Origin of the sequence: Streptomyces sp. NPDC050703 (genome assembly GCF_040654435.1) — a bacterium.
Lineage (GTDB): Bacteria > Actinomycetota > Actinomycetes > Streptomycetales > Streptomycetaceae > Streptomyces.
Genome location: NZ_JBFAHX010000004.1, coordinates 101,914 through 118,722, shown reverse-complemented (window position 1 = coordinate 118,722; position 16,809 = coordinate 101,914). Strand labels below are relative to the sequence as shown.

18 protein-coding genes are annotated in these 16,809 nt (G+C 73.9%); 14 read left to right on the top strand and 4 right to left on the bottom strand.

Annotated features, from left to right (window positions below; genetic code table 11):
- Positions 1-21 precede the first annotated feature (21 nt).
- Positions 22-996: a type I pantothenate kinase gene (coaA, locus tag AB0I16_RS05260; protein ID WP_363247977.1), complete on the bottom strand. Its 975-nt coding sequence runs from the start codon at positions 994-996 to the stop codon at positions 22-24.
- 82 nt (positions 997-1,078) lie between these two features.
- On the opposite strand from coaA, the gene AB0I16_RS05255 reads away from it, so the two are divergent.
- The 5 genes from AB0I16_RS05255 to tsaE all read left to right on the top strand — a co-directional run bounded on the left by AB0I16_RS05255 (position 1,079) and on the right by tsaE (position 6,012).
- Positions 1,079-1,447 (top strand): holo-ACP synthase, encoded by a 369-nt coding sequence (locus tag AB0I16_RS05255; protein WP_363247976.1) that lies wholly within the window; start codon positions 1,079-1,081, stop codon positions 1,445-1,447.
- A gap of 51 nt (positions 1,448-1,498) precedes the next feature.
- On the top strand, positions 1,499-2,938 hold the full coding sequence (locus AB0I16_RS05250) for an NAD(P)H-hydrate dehydratase (RefSeq protein WP_363247975.1): 1,440 nt from the start codon (positions 1,499-1,501) through the stop codon (positions 2,936-2,938).
- Between the two features lie 80 nt (positions 2,939-3,018).
- Entirely contained in the window at positions 3,019-4,179 is a 1,161-nt protein-coding gene (gene alr / locus AB0I16_RS05245; protein WP_363247974.1) for an alanine racemase, read from the top strand.
- A gap of 33 nt (positions 4,180-4,212) precedes the next feature.
- Positions 4,213-5,457: an alpha/beta hydrolase gene (locus AB0I16_RS05240; protein ID WP_363247973.1), complete on the top strand. Its 1,245-nt coding sequence runs from the start codon at positions 4,213-4,215 to the stop codon at positions 5,455-5,457.
- Between the two features lie 42 nt (positions 5,458-5,499).
- A complete protein-coding gene (tsaE, locus tag AB0I16_RS05235; protein ID WP_363247972.1) occupies positions 5,500-6,012 on the top strand; it encodes a tRNA (adenosine(37)-N6)-threonylcarbamoyltransferase complex ATPase subunit type 1 TsaE in 513 nt (170 codons plus the stop codon).
- Between the two features lie 306 nt (positions 6,013-6,318).
- Here the strand turns inward: tsaE and AB0I16_RS05230 are convergent, their stop codons facing one another.
- A complete protein-coding gene (locus AB0I16_RS05230) occupies positions 6,319-6,870 on the bottom strand; it encodes a hypothetical protein (RefSeq protein WP_363247971.1) in 552 nt (183 codons plus the stop codon).
- A gap of 112 nt (positions 6,871-6,982) precedes the next feature.
- Here AB0I16_RS05230 and tsaB point away from each other — a divergent pair, with 112 nt between their 5' ends.
- The 4 genes from tsaB to AB0I16_RS05210 are packed head-to-tail and all read left to right on the top strand — an operon-like array spanning position 6,983 to position 9,513.
- Entirely contained in the window at positions 6,983-7,639 is a 657-nt protein-coding gene (gene tsaB / locus AB0I16_RS05225) for a tRNA (adenosine(37)-N6)-threonylcarbamoyltransferase complex dimerization subunit type 1 TsaB (protein WP_363247970.1), read from the top strand.
- A gap of 32 nt (positions 7,640-7,671) precedes the next feature.
- Positions 7,672-8,154: a ribosomal protein S18-alanine N-acetyltransferase gene (rimI, locus tag AB0I16_RS05220; protein ID WP_363248122.1), complete on the top strand. Its 483-nt coding sequence runs from the start codon at positions 7,672-7,674 to the stop codon at positions 8,152-8,154.
- Positions 8,147-9,253, top strand: a complete 1,107-nt coding sequence (gene tsaD / locus AB0I16_RS05215; protein WP_363247969.1) for a tRNA (adenosine(37)-N6)-threonylcarbamoyltransferase complex transferase subunit TsaD — start codon at positions 8,147-8,149, stop codon at positions 9,251-9,253. The genes rimI and tsaD overlap by 8 nt, the downstream gene beginning before the upstream one ends.
- On the top strand, positions 9,250-9,513 hold the full coding sequence (locus tag AB0I16_RS05210) for a hypothetical protein (RefSeq protein ID WP_363247968.1): 264 nt from the start codon (positions 9,250-9,252) through the stop codon (positions 9,511-9,513). Before tsaD ends, AB0I16_RS05210 begins: the two co-directional genes overlap by 4 nt.
- Here AB0I16_RS05210 and AB0I16_RS05205 read toward each other — a convergent pair whose 3' ends face one another.
- Positions 9,514-10,101, bottom strand: coding sequence for a class I SAM-dependent methyltransferase (locus tag AB0I16_RS05205; protein WP_363247967.1), 588 nt, complete (start codon positions 10,099-10,101; stop codon positions 9,514-9,516).
- Positions 10,102-10,248: 147 nt separating this feature from the next.
- On the opposite strand from AB0I16_RS05205, the gene AB0I16_RS05200 reads away from it, so the two are divergent.
- Both AB0I16_RS05200 and AB0I16_RS05195 read left to right on the top strand, forming a co-directional pair.
- Entirely contained in the window at positions 10,249-10,605 is a 357-nt protein-coding gene (locus AB0I16_RS05200; protein WP_363247966.1) for a YciI family protein, read from the top strand.
- Between the two features lie 129 nt (positions 10,606-10,734).
- Positions 10,735-11,943 (top strand): DUF6596 domain-containing protein, encoded by a 1,209-nt coding sequence (locus AB0I16_RS05195; protein WP_363248121.1) that lies wholly within the window; start codon positions 10,735-10,737, stop codon positions 11,941-11,943.
- A gap of 9 nt (positions 11,944-11,952) precedes the next feature.
- On the opposite strand, the gene AB0I16_RS05190 is transcribed toward AB0I16_RS05195, so the two are convergent.
- Complete coding sequence (locus AB0I16_RS05190) at positions 11,953-13,197, bottom strand: methyltransferase domain-containing protein (RefSeq protein WP_363247965.1); 1,245 nt, start codon at positions 13,195-13,197, stop codon at positions 11,953-11,955.
- An 82-nt stretch (positions 13,198-13,279) separates the two neighbouring features.
- Between AB0I16_RS05190 and AB0I16_RS05185 the strand changes: the two genes are divergently transcribed.
- From AB0I16_RS05185 to groL, 3 genes are all read left to right on the top strand, one after another.
- Positions 13,280-14,206: a polysaccharide deacetylase family protein gene (locus AB0I16_RS05185; RefSeq protein ID WP_363247964.1), complete on the top strand. Its 927-nt coding sequence runs from the start codon at positions 13,280-13,282 to the stop codon at positions 14,204-14,206.
- 505 nt (positions 14,207-14,711) lie between these two features.
- A complete protein-coding gene (gene groES / locus AB0I16_RS05180; RefSeq protein WP_016434667.1) occupies positions 14,712-15,020 on the top strand; it encodes a co-chaperone GroES in 309 nt (102 codons plus the stop codon).
- Between the two features lie 114 nt (positions 15,021-15,134).
- Complete coding sequence (groL, locus tag AB0I16_RS05175) at positions 15,135-16,763, top strand: chaperonin GroEL (protein WP_363247963.1); 1,629 nt, start codon at positions 15,135-15,137, stop codon at positions 16,761-16,763.
- Positions 16,764-16,809 lie beyond the last annotated feature (46 nt).

Genomic DNA, 16,809 nt, shown 5'->3' with positions numbered 1-16,809 from the left:
CCGCAGGCTAGCGGTGCGGGTTCAGAGCTTGCGCAGGCTCAGGCGCTGCACCTTGTGGTCGGGTCCCTTGCGGACGACGAGGGCGGCCCGGCCGCGGGTCGGGGCGACGTTCTCGACGAGGTTGACCCTGTTGATCGTGCGCCAGGTGGTGCGGGCGTAGTCGAGGGCCTCCTCCTCGGAGACCTGGGTGTACTTGCGGAAGTACGAGGACGGGTTCTGGAAGGCCGTCAGGCGCAGCTTCTTGAACCGGTTGAGGTACCAGCGCTCGATGTCCTCCGTGCGGGCGTCGACGTACACGCTGAAGTCGAAGTAGTCGGCGAGGCCCACGCGGGTGCGGCCGTCGCTGCCGGGGAGCGCGGGCTGCAGGACGTTCAGGCCCTCGACGATCAGGATGTCGGGGCGGCGGACGGTGAGGCGCCTGCCGGGCACGATGTCGTAGATCAGGTGGGAGTAGACGGGCGCCGTCACCTCCTCCTTGCCGGCCTTGATGTCGGCGACGAAGCGGGTGAGGGCGCGGCGGTCGTACGACTCGGGGAAGCCCTTGCGGGACATCAGGCCGCGCGCTTCGAGCTCCTTGGTGGGGAGCAGGAAGCCGTCGGTCGTCACCAGTTCCACGCGGGGGTGCTCCGGCCAGCGGGAGAGCAGGGCCTGGAGGAGGCGGGCGACGGTCGACTTGCCGACGGCCACGGAGCCCGCGACCCCTATGACGAAGGGGGTGCCCGACTGCGAGCCCTTCTCGCCGAGGAAGGTGTTCAGGGCGCCGCGCAGACCGTCGGTGGCGCCCACGTAGAGGTTCAGGAGGCGGGAGAGCGGGAGGTAGATGTCGCGGACCTCGTCCAGGTCGATGACGTCGCCGAGGCCCCTGAGCTTCTCCACCTCCTCCGCCGTGAGGGGGAGCGGCGTCTTCTCCCGCAGCGCGCTCCACTCGCTGCGGGTGAGGTCGACGTAGGGAGTCGCCTCCGGCTTGTGCCGGTGGGCGCTCCGCGGCGCCTTCATTGGCGCGGAGACCGAAGAGATCACAGTTCATTGTCACGGCTGCGGGCCCGGCGGGCGGGGTGGGGTGTGTCACGCTGAGCCGGTGATTATCGGGGTTGGCATCGATGTGGCGGAGATCGAGCGGTTCGGCGCGGCGCTGCGGCGCACGCCCGGGATGGCCGAGCGGCTCTTCGTCCCCGGCGAGCTGCTGCTGCCGGGCGGGGAGCGGCGGGGCGTGGCCTCGCTCGCGGCCCGCTTCGCGGCGAAGGAGGCATTGGCCAAGGCGCTGGGGGCACCCGGTGGGCTCCGCTGGACCGACGCCGAGGTGTACGTGGAGGACACGGGGCAGCCGCGGCTCCGGGTGAGCGGCACGGTGGCGGAGCGCGCCGCCGAGCTGGGCGTCCGGGCCTGGCACGTGTCGCTGAGCCATGACGCGGGCGTGGCCTCGGCGGTGGTGGTGGCGGAGGCGTAGCGGTCCGCGGCTCCCGGGCGGGGCGTCGCGAGAGGGAGGAGACTGGGGGCCATGCGGAGTGCTTACGGCGTGGCGGAGGTACGGGCGGCGGAGCGGGCGGCGATGGCCCGGGGGCCCGAGGGCGCTCTGATGCAGCGGGCCGCGGCGGCGCTGGCCGCCGAGTGTGCCCGGCTGCTCGGCCGGGTCTACGGCAGCCGGGTCACGCTGCTGGTGGGCAGCGGTGACAACGGCGGCGACGCCCTGTACGCGGGGGCGCGGCTGGCCCGCAGGGGCGCGGGCGTCACCGCGGTGCTCCTCGCGCCGGACCGCGCGCACCCCGGCGGCCTGGCGGCGCTGCGTGCCGCGGGGGGCCGTGTGGTGGACGGCACCGACGAGCGCGACGGCCGGGCCGAGGACGCGGTCGCCGGCGCGCGGCTCGTCGTCGACGGCATCGTGGGCATCGGCGGCCGGGGCGGACTGCGCGAGCGGGCTGCGCACCTGGTGGCGGCGGCTCGGACGGCCACCGTCGTCGCCGTCGACCTGCCGAGCGGCGTGGACGCCGACACCGGCGAGGTGCACGGCGAGGCGGTGCGCGCGGACGTGACGGTGACCTTCGGGACGTACAAGCCGGGGCTCCTGGTCGACCCGGGGCGCGAGTACACCGGAGCCGTGCGGCTCGTCGACATCGGCCTCGGCCTGCCGCGGGAGCGGCGGGCGCTGGAGGCCCTCCAGTACGCCGACGTGGCCCGGCTGCTGCCCGTGCCCACCGGGGAGAGCGACAAGTACCGCCGTGGCGCCGTGGGCGTCGTCGCCGGGTCGGCCCGCTACCCCGGGGCGGCCGTGCTCTGCGTCGCCGGGGCCCTGCACGGCGGCGCGGGCGCCGTACGGTACGCGGGACCCGCCGCCGACGCCGTCGTCGCCCGCTTCCCCGAGGCCCTGGTGTCCGCGGGGCCGCCGTCGAAGGCCGGGCGGGTGCAGGCGTGGGCCGTGGGCCCCGGGCTCGGCGACGACGAGGACCGGCTCCTCGACGTGCTCGACGCCGACGTCCCCGTCCTGATCGACGCCGACGGCCTGCGCCTCGCCGACGAGCGCCGGGTCCGTGCGCGGCGCGCCCCCACGCTGCTCACCCCGCACGCGGGCGAGGCCGCCGCGCTCCTCGGCGTCGACCGCGCGCGGGTCGAGTCGGCGCGGCTCGCCGCCGTACGGGAGCTCGCGGCGCGCTACGGCGCGACCGTGCTGCTCAAGGGGTCGACCACCCTGGTCGCCGACGCGGAAGGGCCCGTGCGCGTCAACCCCACGGGCACCGCCTGGCTCGCCACCGCGGGCAGCGGCGACGTGCTGTCGGGCCTCGCCGGGTCCTTGCTGGCGGCCGGGCTCGAAGCGCGTGACGCGGGGTCGGTCGCCGCCTATCTGCACGGCCTGGCCGCGCGCCACGCGGCGGACGGGGCCCCCGTGGCCGCGCAGGACGTCGCCGAGGCCGTCCCGGCGGCGTGGCGGGACGTCTGCGGCTGAGGCAAGAGCAGCCGCCCGCCCTGGGCCGTGCACGGCCACGGGAGAGGGGGTGACGGCGGCCTCTGAGACACTGGTGCGCGATGAACGAGACAGCCGCCCACCGTGTCCGCGCCGAGATCGACCTCGCCGCCCTCCGCGCCAACGTGCGCTCGCTGCGTGCCCACGCGCCGGACGCCGCGTTCATGGCCGTGGTCAAGGCCGACGCGTACGGACACGGAATGGTGCCCTGCGCCAAGGCCGCCCTGGAGGCGGGCGCCACCTGGGTCGGGACCGCGACCCCCGAGGAGGCCCTCGCCCTGCGCGCCGCCGGGATCGGGGGGCGGCTGCTGTGCTGGCTGTGGACGCCGGGCGGGCCCTGGCGCGAGGGCGTCGAGGCCGACCTCGACATGTCGGTGAGCGCGCTGTGGGCGCTCACCGAGGTGACGGCCGCCGCCCGCGAGGCGGGGCGCACCGCCCGCATCCAGCTCAAGGCCGACACCGGCCTCGGCCGCAACGGCTGCACGCCCGCCGACTGGCCCGAGCTGGTCGCGGCGGCCCTGCGCGCCGAGGCCGACGGGCTGGTGCGGGTCACCGGCCTCTGGTCGCACTTCGCCTGCGCCGACGAGCCGGGACACCCCTCGATCGCCGCGCAGCTCACCGTCTTCCGCGAGATGGTGGCGTACGCCGAGGACCAGGGGGTGCGCCCCGAGGTCCGGCACATCGCGAACTCCCCCGGGACGCTCACGCTCCCCGAGACCCACTTCGACCTCGTGCGCCCCGGCATCGCGATGTACGGCATCTCGCCGAGCCCCGACGTGGGCACGCCCGCGGACTTCGGGCTGCGGCCCGTGATGACCCTCAGCGCCTCGCTCGCCCTGGTCAAGCACGTCCCCGCCGGCCTCGGCGTCAGCTACGGACACCACTACGTCACCCCCGGCGAGACCACCCTCGGCCTCGTCCCCGCCGGGTACGGCGACGGCGTCCCGCGGCACGCGTCGGGCACCGCCCCCGTCCTGGTCGCGGGCAAGTGGCGGACGGTCGCGGGCCGCGTGGCCATGGACCAGTTCGTGGTCGACCTCGGCGGCGACGAGCCGGCGGTCGGCGCGGAGGCGGTGCTCTTCGGGCCCGGTGACCGCGGGGAGCCGACCGCCGAGGACTGGGCGCAGGCGGCGGGCACCATCGCGTACGAGATCGTCACCCGCATCGGATCGCGCGTCCCCCGCGTCTTCGTGAATGAGCGTCCCGGGCCGGGAGAGATGTGAACGAGCGGTTCGACCACTGACTAGGAGCGGCACGTGAGCGAGAGCACCACGGGGGCTGCCGCGGCGGACGCGGCGGTGGAGGCCGTCGCCGCGGCGGGGAACTGGCGGCGGGCCGGGGTCGCGGGCGCCGCGATAGGCGTCATCGCCGCGGGCGCGGCGGCGGGTGTGGCCATAGAGCGGCTCACCGTCGGCCGCGGAATGCGCAAGAAGGCACGGCTCGCGCTCGACGCCGCCGGGCCCTACGGCTCGCTGCGGGGCATGCCGGGCACGGCGTACGCGGACGACGGCACCGAACTCTCGTACGAGGTCGAGGACGTCGGTACGGGGGAGGACGGTACGGAGGCCGCGGCCGGCGGCCGGGGCGCCCGCGCGCGCCGCCTCCTCGGGCACGGACGCCGCGCCCCGGAGCCCGTCACCGTCGTCTTCAGCCACGGCTACTGCCTGAACCAGGACTCCTGGCACTTCCAGCGCGCCGCCCTGCGCGGCGTCGTCCGCGCGGTCTACTGGGACCAGCGCAGCCACGCCCGCTCCGGGCGCGGCGTCGACCAGGTCGAGCGTGCCGTGCCGGTCTCCATCGACCAGCTCGGGCGCGACCTGAAGGCCGTCATCGACGCGGCGGCGCCCGAGGGGCCCCTCGTCCTGGTGGGGCACTCCATGGGCGGCATGACGACCATGGCCCTCGCCGACCAGTTCCCGGCGCTGATCAGGGAGCGCGTCGTCGGCGTCGCCCTCGTCGGTACGTCGTCGGGGCGGCTCGGCGAGGTGAACTTCGGCCTCCCGGTGGCCGGGATGAACGCGGTGCGCCGGGTCCTTCCGGGGCTGCTGCGGACCCTGGGCTCGCAGGCCGATCTCGTCGAGCGCGGGCGGCGGGCCACCGCGGACCTCTTCGCGGGCGTCATCAAGCGGTACTCGTTCTCGCGGAAGGACGTGGACCCCGCCATCGCGCGGTTCGCGGAGCGGATGATCGAGGCAACGCCGATCGACGTGGTCGCGGAGTTCTACCCGGCTTTCGCCGAGCACGACAAGGCCGAGGCGCTCAAGCACTTCGCCGATCTGCCGGTGCTCGTGCTGGCCGGGACGGAGGACCTGGTCACGCCGAGCGGGCACAGCGAGGCCATCGCCGCGCTGCTGCCCGACGCCGAACTCGTCCTCGTGCCGGACGCGGGGCACCTCGTCATGCTGGAACACCCCGAGCTGGTCACGGACCGGCTCGCGGAGCTGATCGCCAGGTCGGGCGCGGGCCGCGCGGCGGCCGGTACGGGTACGTCCGACAGGTGACACGGCGGGGCCCGGGGTGTTCCAGCCGCTACCGTGGACGCCATGGAAGCACCGCACCACCAGGCCCCCGCCAACACCGCCGAGATCACGGTCAACTCCCCGGAGCAGATGAGCGAGTTGGGCCGCCGCCTGGCCAAGATCCTGCGCCCCGGCGACCTCGTCATGCTCACCGGTGAGCTGGGCGCCGGGAAGACGACGCTGACCCGCGGCCTCGGTGAGGGCCTCGGCGTGCGCGGCGCCGTCACCTCGCCGACCTTCGTCATCGCCCGCGTCCACCCGCCGCTCGGCGCGGGACCCGCGCTGGTGCACGTCGACGCCTACCGCCTGGGCGGCGGCCTCGACGAGATGGAGGACCTGGACCTCGACGTGTCGCTCACCGACTCGGTGATCGTCGTGGAGTGGGGCGACGGCAAGGTCGAGGAGCTGTCGGACGACCGCCTGCACGTGGTCATCGACCGCGCCGTGGGCGACACGGCGGACGAGGTCCGCGAGGTGACCCTCCGGGGCCTCGGTGCCCGCTGGACCGAGGCGGACCTGGCCGCGCTGTCCGCGTAGCCCGCCGCCCGGCCGGAGTTTCCGACAGGGCGTCGGGAAACTGTTGCGCTGTGCGGGCCGCGCGTGGTCACATGGGTGACGGAACTGGTTAGGTCTACCTAACCACGTCTGCCCGAAGCCCCCAGGAGGCATCCATGTCGGCTTCAGAACGTGACGCGGCGCCGCGGCCCCGGCCGCGGGGACTGCCGGCGCCCGCGGGCGCCGCGCGCCCCGGGGGCGTCTCGATGAGCGCCCTGCTGGCCTCCTGCGCGGCGGCGAGCGCGGTGTCCACGCCGCCCGCGTCCCCGGCCGCCACGGCGGACGTCGCTACGGAACGACGACGACCTTCTTGCCGATGACGGCGAACTTCCACATCGCGCTGCCGTTCTCGCGCGACTGACGGATGCCGCCGGTCTTCGTCGCCGGGTCGGCCTTCGGCGTGGCACCGTCGATCGCCGCGCTGAAGCCGATCGTGACCCCGTCGGTGTTCGTGAACCGCACGACGTGCTCGATCGCCACGCCGTCCGTGCCCTTGACCGAGCCGGTGCGCGAGCCGACGGTGTAGGTGCCGGGCGCCGGGTCGACCGAGCCGGGCGTCACCTCGTACGTGGCGCGCACCTTGCCGGAGCCCTCGACCAGCCAGACGCGGTCGGCGCCCAGGGAGTACACGACCCGCTCCCCGTCACCGGACCGCTGCGGCACCTCCGCCGGGCGGGACTTCTCCTTGGGGGAGCCCGAGGCGGAGGCGGTGGGGGACTTGGCGGGGGGCTTGGCCAGGCTGTCGGGCGCGCTGGCCGAGGCCTGGTAGGCGAGGAAGCCGACCGCGGCGAGCGCGGCGGCGGTGAGCCCGGCCACGAATCCCGAGCTGCTCCTTGACACCTTGCGCCACCCACCTTTTCGTACTGCGTCCGGCTACGGGGTGACGGTAGCAGCAGGGGGCGCACATCCCGGGGCGGCCGTGCGACGTGCGCCGGAGCCGTAGGCTGTTCGCGTGCTCTTGCTCGCTCTGGATACCGCAACGCCCGCCGTCACCGTCGCCCTGCACGACGGCTCCCGAGTCGTCTCGGAGTCGAGCCAGGTCGACGCCCGCCGCCACGGGGAACTGCTGCTTCCGGCCGTCGACCGCGTGCTCGCCGACGCCGGGCTCCGGCTCGACGCCGTGACCGGCGTCGTCGTCGGTGTGGGCCCCGGCCCCTACACCGGCCTCCGCGTCGGCCTCATGACCGCCGACACCTTCGGCCTCGCGCTCGGCGTCCCGGTGCACGGCGTGTGCACCCTGGACGGCCTCGCGTACGCCTCCGGCATCGACGGCGGCCCCTTCGTGGTCGCCACCGACGCCCGCCGCAAGGAGGTGTACTGGGCGCGCTACGACGACGTACGCACGCGTACGGGTGAACCTGCCGTGGACCGCCCCGCCGACATCGCCGCCGAGGTCGCCGGCCTGCCCGCGGTCGGCGCGGGCGCCCTGCTCTACCCCGGGACCTTCACCGACGCCCGCGGCCCCGAGCACGTCTCGGCGGCCTCCCTCGCCGCCCTCGCGGCCGAGCGGCTCGCGGCGGGCGAGGAGCTGCCGGCGCCCCGGCCGCTGTACCTGCGCCGCCCCGACGCGCAGGTGCCGAAGAACTACAAGGTGGTCACCCCCAAGTGACCCAGGTGACCGCCGCAGCCGTGCTGCGCGAGATGCGCTGGTGGGACATCGACCCGGTGTTCGCCCTGGAGAAGGAGCTGTTCCCGGACGACGCGTGGTCGCGCGGGATGTTCTGGTCCGAGCTGGCCCACGCCCGCGGCCCGCACGCCACCCGGCGCTACGTGGTCGCCGTGGACGGCGACCGCCTCGTCGGGTACGCGGGCCTCGCCGCCTCCGGAGACCTGGCGGACGTCCAGACGATCGCCGTCGCCCGCGACCACTGGGGCACCGGCCTCGGCGCCCGCCTCCTCACCGACCTGCTCCAGGCCGCCACCGCGTTCGAATGCGCCGAGGTGATGCTGGAGGTGCGGGTCGACAACACCCGGGCCCAGAAGCTGTACGAACGCTTCGGCTTCGAGCCCATCGGCTTCCGGCGCGGCTACTACCAGCCCGGCAACGTGGACGCCCTGGTGATGCGCCGCACCGACCCCTCCACCACCGCAACCGGCGTACAAGGAACCGAGATTCATGGCTGACTCGCGCGACGAACCCCTCGTCCTCGGCATCGAGACCTCCTGCGACGAGACCGGCGTCGGCATCGTCCGCGGCACCACCCTGCTCGCCGACGCCGTCGCCTCCAGCGTGGACGAGCACGCTCGCTTCGGCGGCGTCGTGCCCGAGGTCGCCTCGCGCGCGCACCTGGAGGCCATGGTGCCGACCATCCAGCGCGCCCTGAAGGACGCCGGGGTCAGCGCCAAGGACCTCGACGGCATCGCGGTCACCGCGGGGCCCGGCCTCGCCGGCGCGCTCCTCGTCGGCGTCTCGGCCGCGAAGGCGTACGCGTACGCCCTCGACAAGCCGCTCTACGGCGTCAACCACCTCGCCTCGCACATCTGCGTGGACCAGCTGGAGCACGGGCCGCTGCCCGAGCCGACCATGGCCCTCCTGGTCTCCGGCGGCCACTCCTCGCTGCTGCTGTCCGAGGACATCACCTCCGACGTGCGGCCGCTCGGCTCGACCATCGACGACGCGGCGGGCGAGGCCTTCGACAAGATCGCGCGCGTGCTGAACCTCGGCTTCCCCGGCGGCCCCGTCATCGACCGGTACGCGCGCGAGGGCGACCCTGAGGCCATCGCCTTCCCGCGCGGGCTCACCGGGCCGCGCGACGCCCCGTACGACTTCTCCTTCTCGGGGCTCAAGACGTCCGTCGCCCGCTGGATCGAGGCGAAGCGGGCCGCGGGCGAGGACGTGCCGGTGCGCGACGTGTCGGCGTCCTTCCAGGAGGCGGTCGTCGACGTGCTGACCCGCAAGGCCGTGCGCGCCTGCAAGGACGAGGGCGTCGACCACCTCATGATCGGCGGCGGTGTGGCCGCCAACTCGCGGCTGCGCGCCCTCGCCCAGGAGCGGTGCGAGAAGGCGGGCATCCGGCTGCGCGTGCCGCGCCCCAAGCTGTGCACGGACAACGGCGCGATGGTCGCCGCGCTCGGCGCGGAGATGGTGGCGCGCAACCGCGCGGCGTCCGCCTGGGACCTGTCGGCGGACTCGTCGCTGCCGGTCACGGAGCCGCACGTGCCCGGCCACACCCACGGCCACGACCATGTGCACGAGGTCAGCAAGGAGAACCTGTACCCGTGACCGTCGCCCTGATGTGGGAGGCCCGCGCCGCCGGGGGCCGGGGCGGGGAACTGCTCGCCTGGGCCAGGGCGCGGGAGCTGTCCGGTGAGCCGGTCCGCCGCGAGCACTTCACGGCGCCGCAGGACCGCGTGCTCGTCGTCACCTGGTGGGACGCGCCCTACGACGCCGACCTGCCGGAGCTGCCGGAGCCCCCGTCGGACCTCGTGACGCGGGCGGTGCACCGCTGGCGGTTCGAGTCGGCCGACGACCGAAGCCCCTGATCAGGCCCGCTGATACGTCAGCAGGTACCGCCAGAACAGCAGCTGCCGCACGTCGCTGCCGGGCAGGAGCCGCGCCGCCTCGGCACGGACCCGCGGGAGCGTCATGTCCGGCTGCCGCACGGGTGGCTTGAGCGGCGGCTCGTGCGCGCCGCGCAGGCGCTCGCCCGCGTACACCGCCACCCGGGCCACGGCGTTGGCCGCGGACGCCACGGGGTCCCACCACGTCACCCCCGCGTAGCAGCCGAGGACGAGCAGGGTGCCGCCGGGGGCGAGCGCGGCGCGCAGGCGCGTGACCGTGCCGAACGGCATGTGGTGCAGGCTCGCCAGACAGGTGATGACGTCGTAGCGGCCCTCGGGCAGTTCCTCCTCGGTCACGTCGGCCGTACGGAAGCGGGGGCCGCCGCCGGCCGCCCGCGCCTCCGCGACGACGTGCGGGGCCGGGTCGACGGCGTCGACCTCGTAGCCGCGCGCCGCCAGGAGGCGGGCGAAGCGGCCCGTGCCGCAGCCGACGTCGAGCGCGGTGCTGCCGTGCGGCGGCAGCTTCCGCAGGAGCAGACGGTGGTAGTGGTCGTTGTGGTCGAAGGGCATGCGGGGGAGCCTGGCACGCCCCGCCCGCGGGGCGCGGGGAAACTTCCCGGAACTTTTTCCGCGGCGGTGTCGATACGGGCGTCCCCCGTTCGACGCCCGGGTGAGAGGCGAGGAGAAGACCTCGCCGCAAGCCGTGGGGAGACCACCATGCCGCGCTTTCTGACGCTGATCCGTGTCGACGAGAAGACCGCGCCCGAGGGCGGCCCGAGCCCCGAGCTCCAGGAGCGCATGGGCGCGCTCCTCGAAGAGATCACCAAGGCCGGGGTCATGCTCGACACGGCCGGGCTCAAGCCGGTCGCCGAGGGCACCCGGGTGACCTGGGACCAGGGCGAGCTGTCCGTCACCGACGGCCCGTTCACCGAGACCAAGGAGGTCATCGGCGGCTACTCGATCGTCCAGGCCAAGGACAGGGCCGAGGCGATCGAGTGGACGAAGCGGTTCCTCAGGACGCACGAGGAGTACTGGACGATCACCGCGGAGGTGCGGGAGATCGAAGAGGGCTGACAAGCCCGCGGGCCCCGCGGGGAGGCCCGCACCGGTGACCTTTGCGATGGCCGCGCCGGGGTGCTCTGATGGGTGGCCGTGAGCCCTTCGCCGGAGCATCCCCGCCGCGCCATCGAGACCGTCTTCCGCATGGAGTCGCCCCGCGTCATCGCGGGGGTCGCCCGGATCGTGCGGGACGTCGGCATCGCCGAGGAACTGGCGCAGGACGCCCTGGTGGCCGCCCTCGAACAGTGGCCTGAGCAGGGCGTCCCCGACAACCCGGGCGCCTGGCTCATGACCACGGCGAAGCGCCGCGCCATCGACCTCGTGCGCCGCCGCGAGCGCTACGCGGACAAGCTGGCGCTGATGGGCCGCGACCTGGCGTCGGCGCCGCCCCGGAGCGACGCGCCCGCCGACCCCGACGACATCGACGACGACCTGCTCCGCCTGGTCTTCACCGCCTGCCACCCGGTGCTCTCCGCCGACGCCCGCGTGGCGCTCACCCTGCGCCTGCTCGGCGGCCTGACCACCGGGGAGATCGCCCGGGCCGTGCTCGCCCCGGAGCCGACGGTGGCGCAGCGGATCGTGCGCGCCAAGCGGACCCTCGCCGCCAGGGCCGTCGCCTTCGAGGTCCCGTACGGCCCCGACAGGGAGGCCCGCCTCGGCTCCGTCCTCGAAGTCATCTACCTGATCTTCAACGAGGGGTACGCGGCCACGGCGGGCGACGACTGGCTGCGTCCCGGCCTCTGCGAGGACGCCCTGCGGCTCGCCAGGGTGCTCGCCGGGCTCATGCCGAAGGAGTCCGAGGTGCACGGCCTGGCCGCCCTGCTCGAACTGCAGGCCTCCCGCGCGGCGGCGCGCACGGGACCCGCGGGCGAGCCGGTGCTGCTGAAGGACCAGAGCCGGGCCCGCTGGAACCAGATGCTGGTCCGCCGCGGCTACGCCGGCCTGGCCCGCGCGCAGTCCGCGGCCTCGGGGCGGCCCCTCGGCCCGTACGCGCTCCAGGCCGCCATCGCCGCCTGCCACGCCCACGCGCACACCTACGAGGAGACCGACTGGCGGCAGATCGCCGCCCTCTACGGCCTGCTCGCCGCCCGCGCCCCCTCCCCGGTCGTGGAGCTGAACAGGGCGGTGGCGGTCTCGATGGCGGAGGGGCCGTCGGCCGGCCTCGCCCTGGTGGACGCGCTCGCCGCCGAACCGGCCCTGCGCGACTACCACCTGCTGCCCAGCGTGCGCGGCGACCTCCTCGCCCGGCTCGGAAGGACGGCGGACGCCCGCGCGGAGTTCGAGCGCGCGGCCTCGCTCACCCGCAACGGCCGGGAGCGCGAGCTGCTCCTGGCGCGGGCGGCCGGCTGCTGACGGCGCCGCTCAGCCGCCGGACACCGGATGGCCGACCAGCATCGTGGGGGCGCCCGCCACCCGGGTCATGAAGACGGTCGCCGCGTTCTCGCCCTGCGGCTTCACCTTGCGCCGCAGCTCGTCCGGCTCCACCGCCGAGCCGCGCTTCTTCACGGTGAGCACGCCCACCCCGCGCTCCCGCAGCAGCGCCCTGAGCTTCTTCACGTTGAAGGGAAGCCGGTCGGTGATCTCGTACGCGGTGGCGTACGCGGTGTCGTGCAGTTCGTCGGAGGTGACGTACGCGATGGTCTCGTCGATGAGGCCGCCCGCGACCTGCTCGGCCACCTCGGCGACCAGGTGGGAGCGGATGACGGCGCCGTCGGGCTCGTAGAGGTAGCGCCCCACGGGCCGCACGGCCGGGTCGGGGAGCGCGGCGGCGGGCGAGGCGTCGATCCAGGCGCCCGTGGGCAGCAGCGTCGCCCGCCGGGTCCCCGGCGTCACGTCGTCACCGAACCAGAGCACGGCCTCCTTCACGTCGCCCCGGTCGGAGATCCACTCCGCCATGGCCTCATCGGGGACCGCCTCGTGCGGCACGCCCGGGGCGATCTTCAGCGCGGCGCGCGGGGCCTTGCGGGCCGCCTCGACCGCCCAGGACAGGGGCGGTGAGTACGCCTCGGGGTCGAAGATCCGGCCGCGTCCGCCGCGGCGGGCGGGGTCCACGAACACCGCGTCGTACCCGCTGGTGTCGACCTCGGTGACGTCCGCCTCGCGGACCTCGATCAGCTCGGCGAGGCCGAGGGCCTCGGCGTTGGCGCGCGCGACCGCGCAGGTCAGCGGGGAGCGGTCGACGGCGAGCACGGAGATCCCGGCCCGCGCGAGTGCGATGGCGTCGCCGCCGATGCCGCAGCACAGGTCGGCGAGGGAGCGCACGCCGAGCGCCGCGAAGGACTCGGCGCGGTGGGTGGCGACGGAGGTGCGGGTGGACTGCTCGAAGCCGTCCGGCGTGAAGAACATCCGGGCCGCGTCAGCGGCGTCGAACTTCGCCGTGGCGCGCTGCCGCAGGCGGGCCTGGGCCAGCGCGGCGGAGACGAGGGAGGCGGGGTGCTCGCGGCGCAGCCGGGTGGCCGCCGCGAGCTCCCGCGCGGGCTCGACGTCCCGCACCTCGTCGAGCAGGGCCCTGCCCTCCTCGGTGAGGAGGGCCGCGAAGGCGGCGAGGGGGTCGCCGGGGCCGGCGTCGTGGGTACGCGGCGTGTTCGGGTCGTTCACCTGCCCCATTGTGGGCCAGTCGGTGGACGGTGCGGTGCCCGGCGGCGGTGTCGGGCCTCGGCAGGGCGTTGAGCTGCGAGGATTCGGCGCCATGCGACTAGTACGACAAAAGGAATATTCCGCCGTAAGGCGGAAGGGCCGGCCGGCCGCGGCGGTGGCCGTGCTCACCGCCGCGGCGATCGCCTCGGGATGCGCCTCCGAGGGCGACAGAAGCGGAGCGCCCGGCGCCCGCGGCCGGCAGGCGCTCCGGGCCCCGGCCGCCGACGCACTCGACCTCTACGCCCACCGGCTCCACGGCGCCCAGGCCGCGCGGGCCGCCGCGGCCAAGCGCTGGGGCCTTGCCGACCCCCCGCTCCAGGCCCCGGAGCCGCCGCGCACCAAGCCGCGCATCAGGACCCGCGACGGCTTCGAGGTGGCGGGGCAGTCGCGTCTGCCGCCGGTCTTCACCACGGTCCCGACCCGGCAGAAGGTCGTCTTCCTGACCATCGACGACGGCGACGAGAAGGACCCGGCGCTGCTGCGGATGATGAGCGACCTGAAGATCCCCTACACCGCGTTCCTCAGCGACTACCTGGTCAAGAAGGACTACGGGTACTTCAAGGAGATGCAGGACCGGGGGGTCGCCCTGAACAACCACACCCTCCACCACCCCTACCTGCCCGGCCTGTCCTACGAGGACCAGCGCCACGAGATCTGCGGCATGCAGGACGTCATCGAGAAGCGGTACGGCAAGCGGCCCGAACTCTTCCGGCCGCCCTACGGCAACTACAACCGGGACACGCTCCGCGCCGCCAGGTCCTGCGGCATCAAGGCGGTGCCGCTGTGGGCGTCCGAGGCATTCGCCGACCACATGGAGTGGCGCGAGTGGGACAAGGACCTGCACCCCGGCGACATCATCCTCACCCACTTCCGGGGCCGCGAGGACTGGAAGGGCACCATGCCGGACATGGTCCGCCAGGTCATGGAGACGGTCACGGACAAGGGCTACGCGGTGGCCAGGCTGGAGGACTACCTGTGAACCCCCGGGCGCGGGCACGCCGCCGGCTCCTGACCGGAGCCCTCCTGGGCGCCCTGCTCGCGCCCGCGGTCCTCACGGGCTGCGCCGAATCGGTGGACCCGATCGAACGCCTCGGCCGGAAGGCGGCGGAGAAGGTGCCGAGGCGCTCGCCGGGGGCGGACGGCTGCGGGGGCACGGCGCCCGCCGCCGGGCCGCGGGTGACCGGGCGGCCCCGCCCCGCGGAGACGGCGCGGCGGGAACCGCGGGGCGCCGGGAACCGTTGCCGGGACACGCCCGTGCCGAGCCCGCCACGGCCGGCGGTGACCGGGGAACCGTAAGAACCCGGCACCGCCGATTGGCACTCCGCTTGACCGAGTGCTAATCGCCGTCCTAGTCTCACTTCTGGCACTCCCCGTTGGAGAGTGCCAACAGCGACGGGCAGGTCCGGCACCCGCGACGACGGATCCACCTGGTCGCCACACCTCAGACTTGACCCCGTGAGATCTCCGAAGGGGGAGACCGGATCGTGACGACCGCCAGCTCCAAGGTTGCCATCAAGCCGCTTGAGGACCGCATCGTGGTCCAGCCGCTCGATGCCGAGCAGACCACCGCCTCTGGCCTGGTCATTCCGGACACCGCGAAGGAGAAGCCCCAGGAGGGCGTCGTCCTGGCCGTGGGCCCGGGCCGGTTCGAGAACGGCGAGCGCCTGCCGCTCGACGTGAAGACCGGCGACATCGTGCTGTACAGCAAGTACGGCGGCACCGAGGTGAAGTACAACGGCGAGGAGTACCTCGTCCTCTCGGCTCGCGACGTGCTCGCGATCGTCGAGAAGTAATTCACCCTGAAGCAACTTTCTGCTTTGAGCTGCGCCCCTGGTCACCCCGCTGATTGCCGGGCGGCGAGGGGCGCGGCTCGTTCACTTGAGTTTCGAGAGGGCTGAACCGCTCCCATGGCGAAGATCCTGAAGTTCGACGAGGACGCCCGTCGCGCCCTTGAGCGCGGCGTCAACAAGCTTGCCGACACGGTCAAGGTGACGATCGGCCCCCGTGGCCGCAACGTCGTCATCGACAAGAAGTTCGGCGCCCCGACCATCACCAACGACGGCGTCACCATCGCCCGTGAGGTCGAGGTCGAGGACCCGTACGAGAACCTCGGCGCCCAGCTCGTGAAGGAGGTGGCGACCAAGACCAACGACATCGCGGGTGACGGCACCACCACCGCCACCGTGCTCGCCCAGGCCCTGGTCAAGGAAGGCCTGCGCAACGTCGCCGCCGGCGCCTCCCCGGCCGCCCTGAAGAAGGGCATCGACGCCGCCGTCGCGGCCGTCTCCGAGGAGCTGCTCGCCACCGCCCGCCCGATCGACGACAAGGCCGACATCGCGGCCGTCGCCGGTCTGTCGGCCCAGGACCCGCAGGTCGGCGAGCTCATCGCCGAGGCGATGGACAAGGTCGGCAAGGACGGTGTCATCACCGTCGAGGAGTCCAACACCTTCGGCCTGGAGCTCGACTTCACCGAGGGCATGGCCTTCGACAAGGGCTACCTGTCGCCGTACATGGTGTCCGACCAGGAGCGTATGGAGGCCGTCCTCGACGACCCGTACATCCTGATCCACCAGGGCAAGATCTCCTCCATCCAGGACCTCCTGCCGCTGCTGGAGAAGGTCATCCAGGCCAACTCCTCGAAGCCGCTCCTCATCATCGCCGAGGACGTCGAGGGCGAGGCCCTCTCGACCCTGGTCGTCAACAAGATCCGCGGCACGTTCAACGCCGTCGCGGTGAAGGCCCCCGGCTTCGGCGACCGCCGCAAGGCGATGCTCGGCGACATGGCCACCCTCACCGGTGCCACCGTCATCGCCGAAGAGGTCGGCCTCAAGATCGACCAGGTCGGTCTCGACGTGCTCGGCACCGCCCGCCGCGTCACCGTCACCAAGGACGACACCACGATCGTCGACGGCGGCGGCAACAAGGCCGACGTCGAGGGCCGTGTCGCCCAGATCAAGGCCGAGATCGAGGCCACGGACTCCGACTGGGACCGCGAGAAGCTCCAGGAGCGCCTCGCGAAGCTGGCCGGCGGCGTGTGCGTCATCAAGGTCGGCGCCGCCACCGAGGTGGAGCTGAAGGAGAAGAAGCACCGTCTGGAGGACGCCATCTCCGCGACCCGCGCCGCGGTCGAGGAGGGCATCGTCTCCGGTGGTGGCTCCTCCCTGGTCCACGCCGTCAAGGTCCTGGAGGGCAACCTCGGCAAGGAGGGCGACGAGGCCACCGGTGTCGCCGTCGTCCGCCGCGCCGCCGTCGAGCCGCTGCGCTGGATCGCCGAGAACGCCGGCCTTGAGGGTTACGTCATCACCTCCAAGGTCGCCGAGCTGGAGAAGGGCTTCGGCTTCAACGCCGCGACCGGCGAGTACGGCGACCTGGTCAAGGCCGGCGTCATCGACCCGGTCAAGGTCACCCGCTCCGCCCTGGAGAACGCCGCGTCCATCGCGTCGCTGCTCCTCACGACCGAGACCCTGGTCGTCGAGAAGCCGGCCGAGGAAGAGGCCGAGGCCGGTCACGGCCACGGTCACGGCCACTCCCACTGAGGCGCCGCGCTCGCCTGAACGGTGACTGAGGCCCGGCTCTCCCTTA

Bases quoted from the DNA above. Each gene is read 5' to 3' on its own strand.
- AB0I16_RS05195 (WP_363248121.1), top strand. From the start codon at position 10,735: ATGGAGTCGCCCCGCGTCATCGCGGGGGTCGCCCGGATCGTGCGGGAC.
- AB0I16_RS05250 (WP_363247975.1), top strand. From the start codon at position 1,499: ATGCGGAGTGCTTACGGCGTGGCGGAGGTACGGGCGGCGGAGCGGGCG.
- AB0I16_RS05190 (WP_363247965.1), bottom strand. From the start codon at position 13,197: ATGGGGCAGGTGAACGACCCGAACACGCCGCGTACCCACGACGCCGGC.
- alr (WP_363247974.1), top strand. From the start codon at position 3,019: ATGAACGAGACAGCCGCCCACCGTGTCCGCGCCGAGATCGACCTCGCC.
- coaA (WP_363247977.1), bottom strand. From the start codon at position 996: ATGAAGGCGCCGCGGAGCGCCCACCGGCACAAGCCGGAGGCGACTCCC.
- AB0I16_RS05185 (WP_363247964.1), top strand. From the start codon at position 13,280: ATGCGACTAGTACGACAAAAGGAATATTCCGCCGTAAGGCGGAAGGGC.
- rimI (WP_363248122.1), top strand. From the start codon at position 7,672: ATGCGCTGGTGGGACATCGACCCGGTGTTCGCCCTGGAGAAGGAGCTG.
- tsaE (WP_363247972.1), top strand. From the start codon at position 5,500: ATGGAAGCACCGCACCACCAGGCCCCCGCCAACACCGCCGAGATCACG.
- AB0I16_RS05200 (WP_363247966.1), top strand. From the start codon at position 10,249: ATGCCGCGCTTTCTGACGCTGATCCGTGTCGACGAGAAGACCGCGCCC.
- AB0I16_RS05205 (WP_363247967.1), bottom strand. From the start codon at position 10,101: ATGCCCTTCGACCACAACGACCACTACCACCGTCTGCTCCTGCGGAAG.
- tsaD (WP_363247969.1), top strand. From the start codon at position 8,147: ATGGCTGACTCGCGCGACGAACCCCTCGTCCTCGGCATCGAGACCTCC.
- groL (WP_363247963.1), top strand. From the start codon at position 15,135: ATGGCGAAGATCCTGAAGTTCGACGAGGACGCCCGTCGCGCCCTTGAG.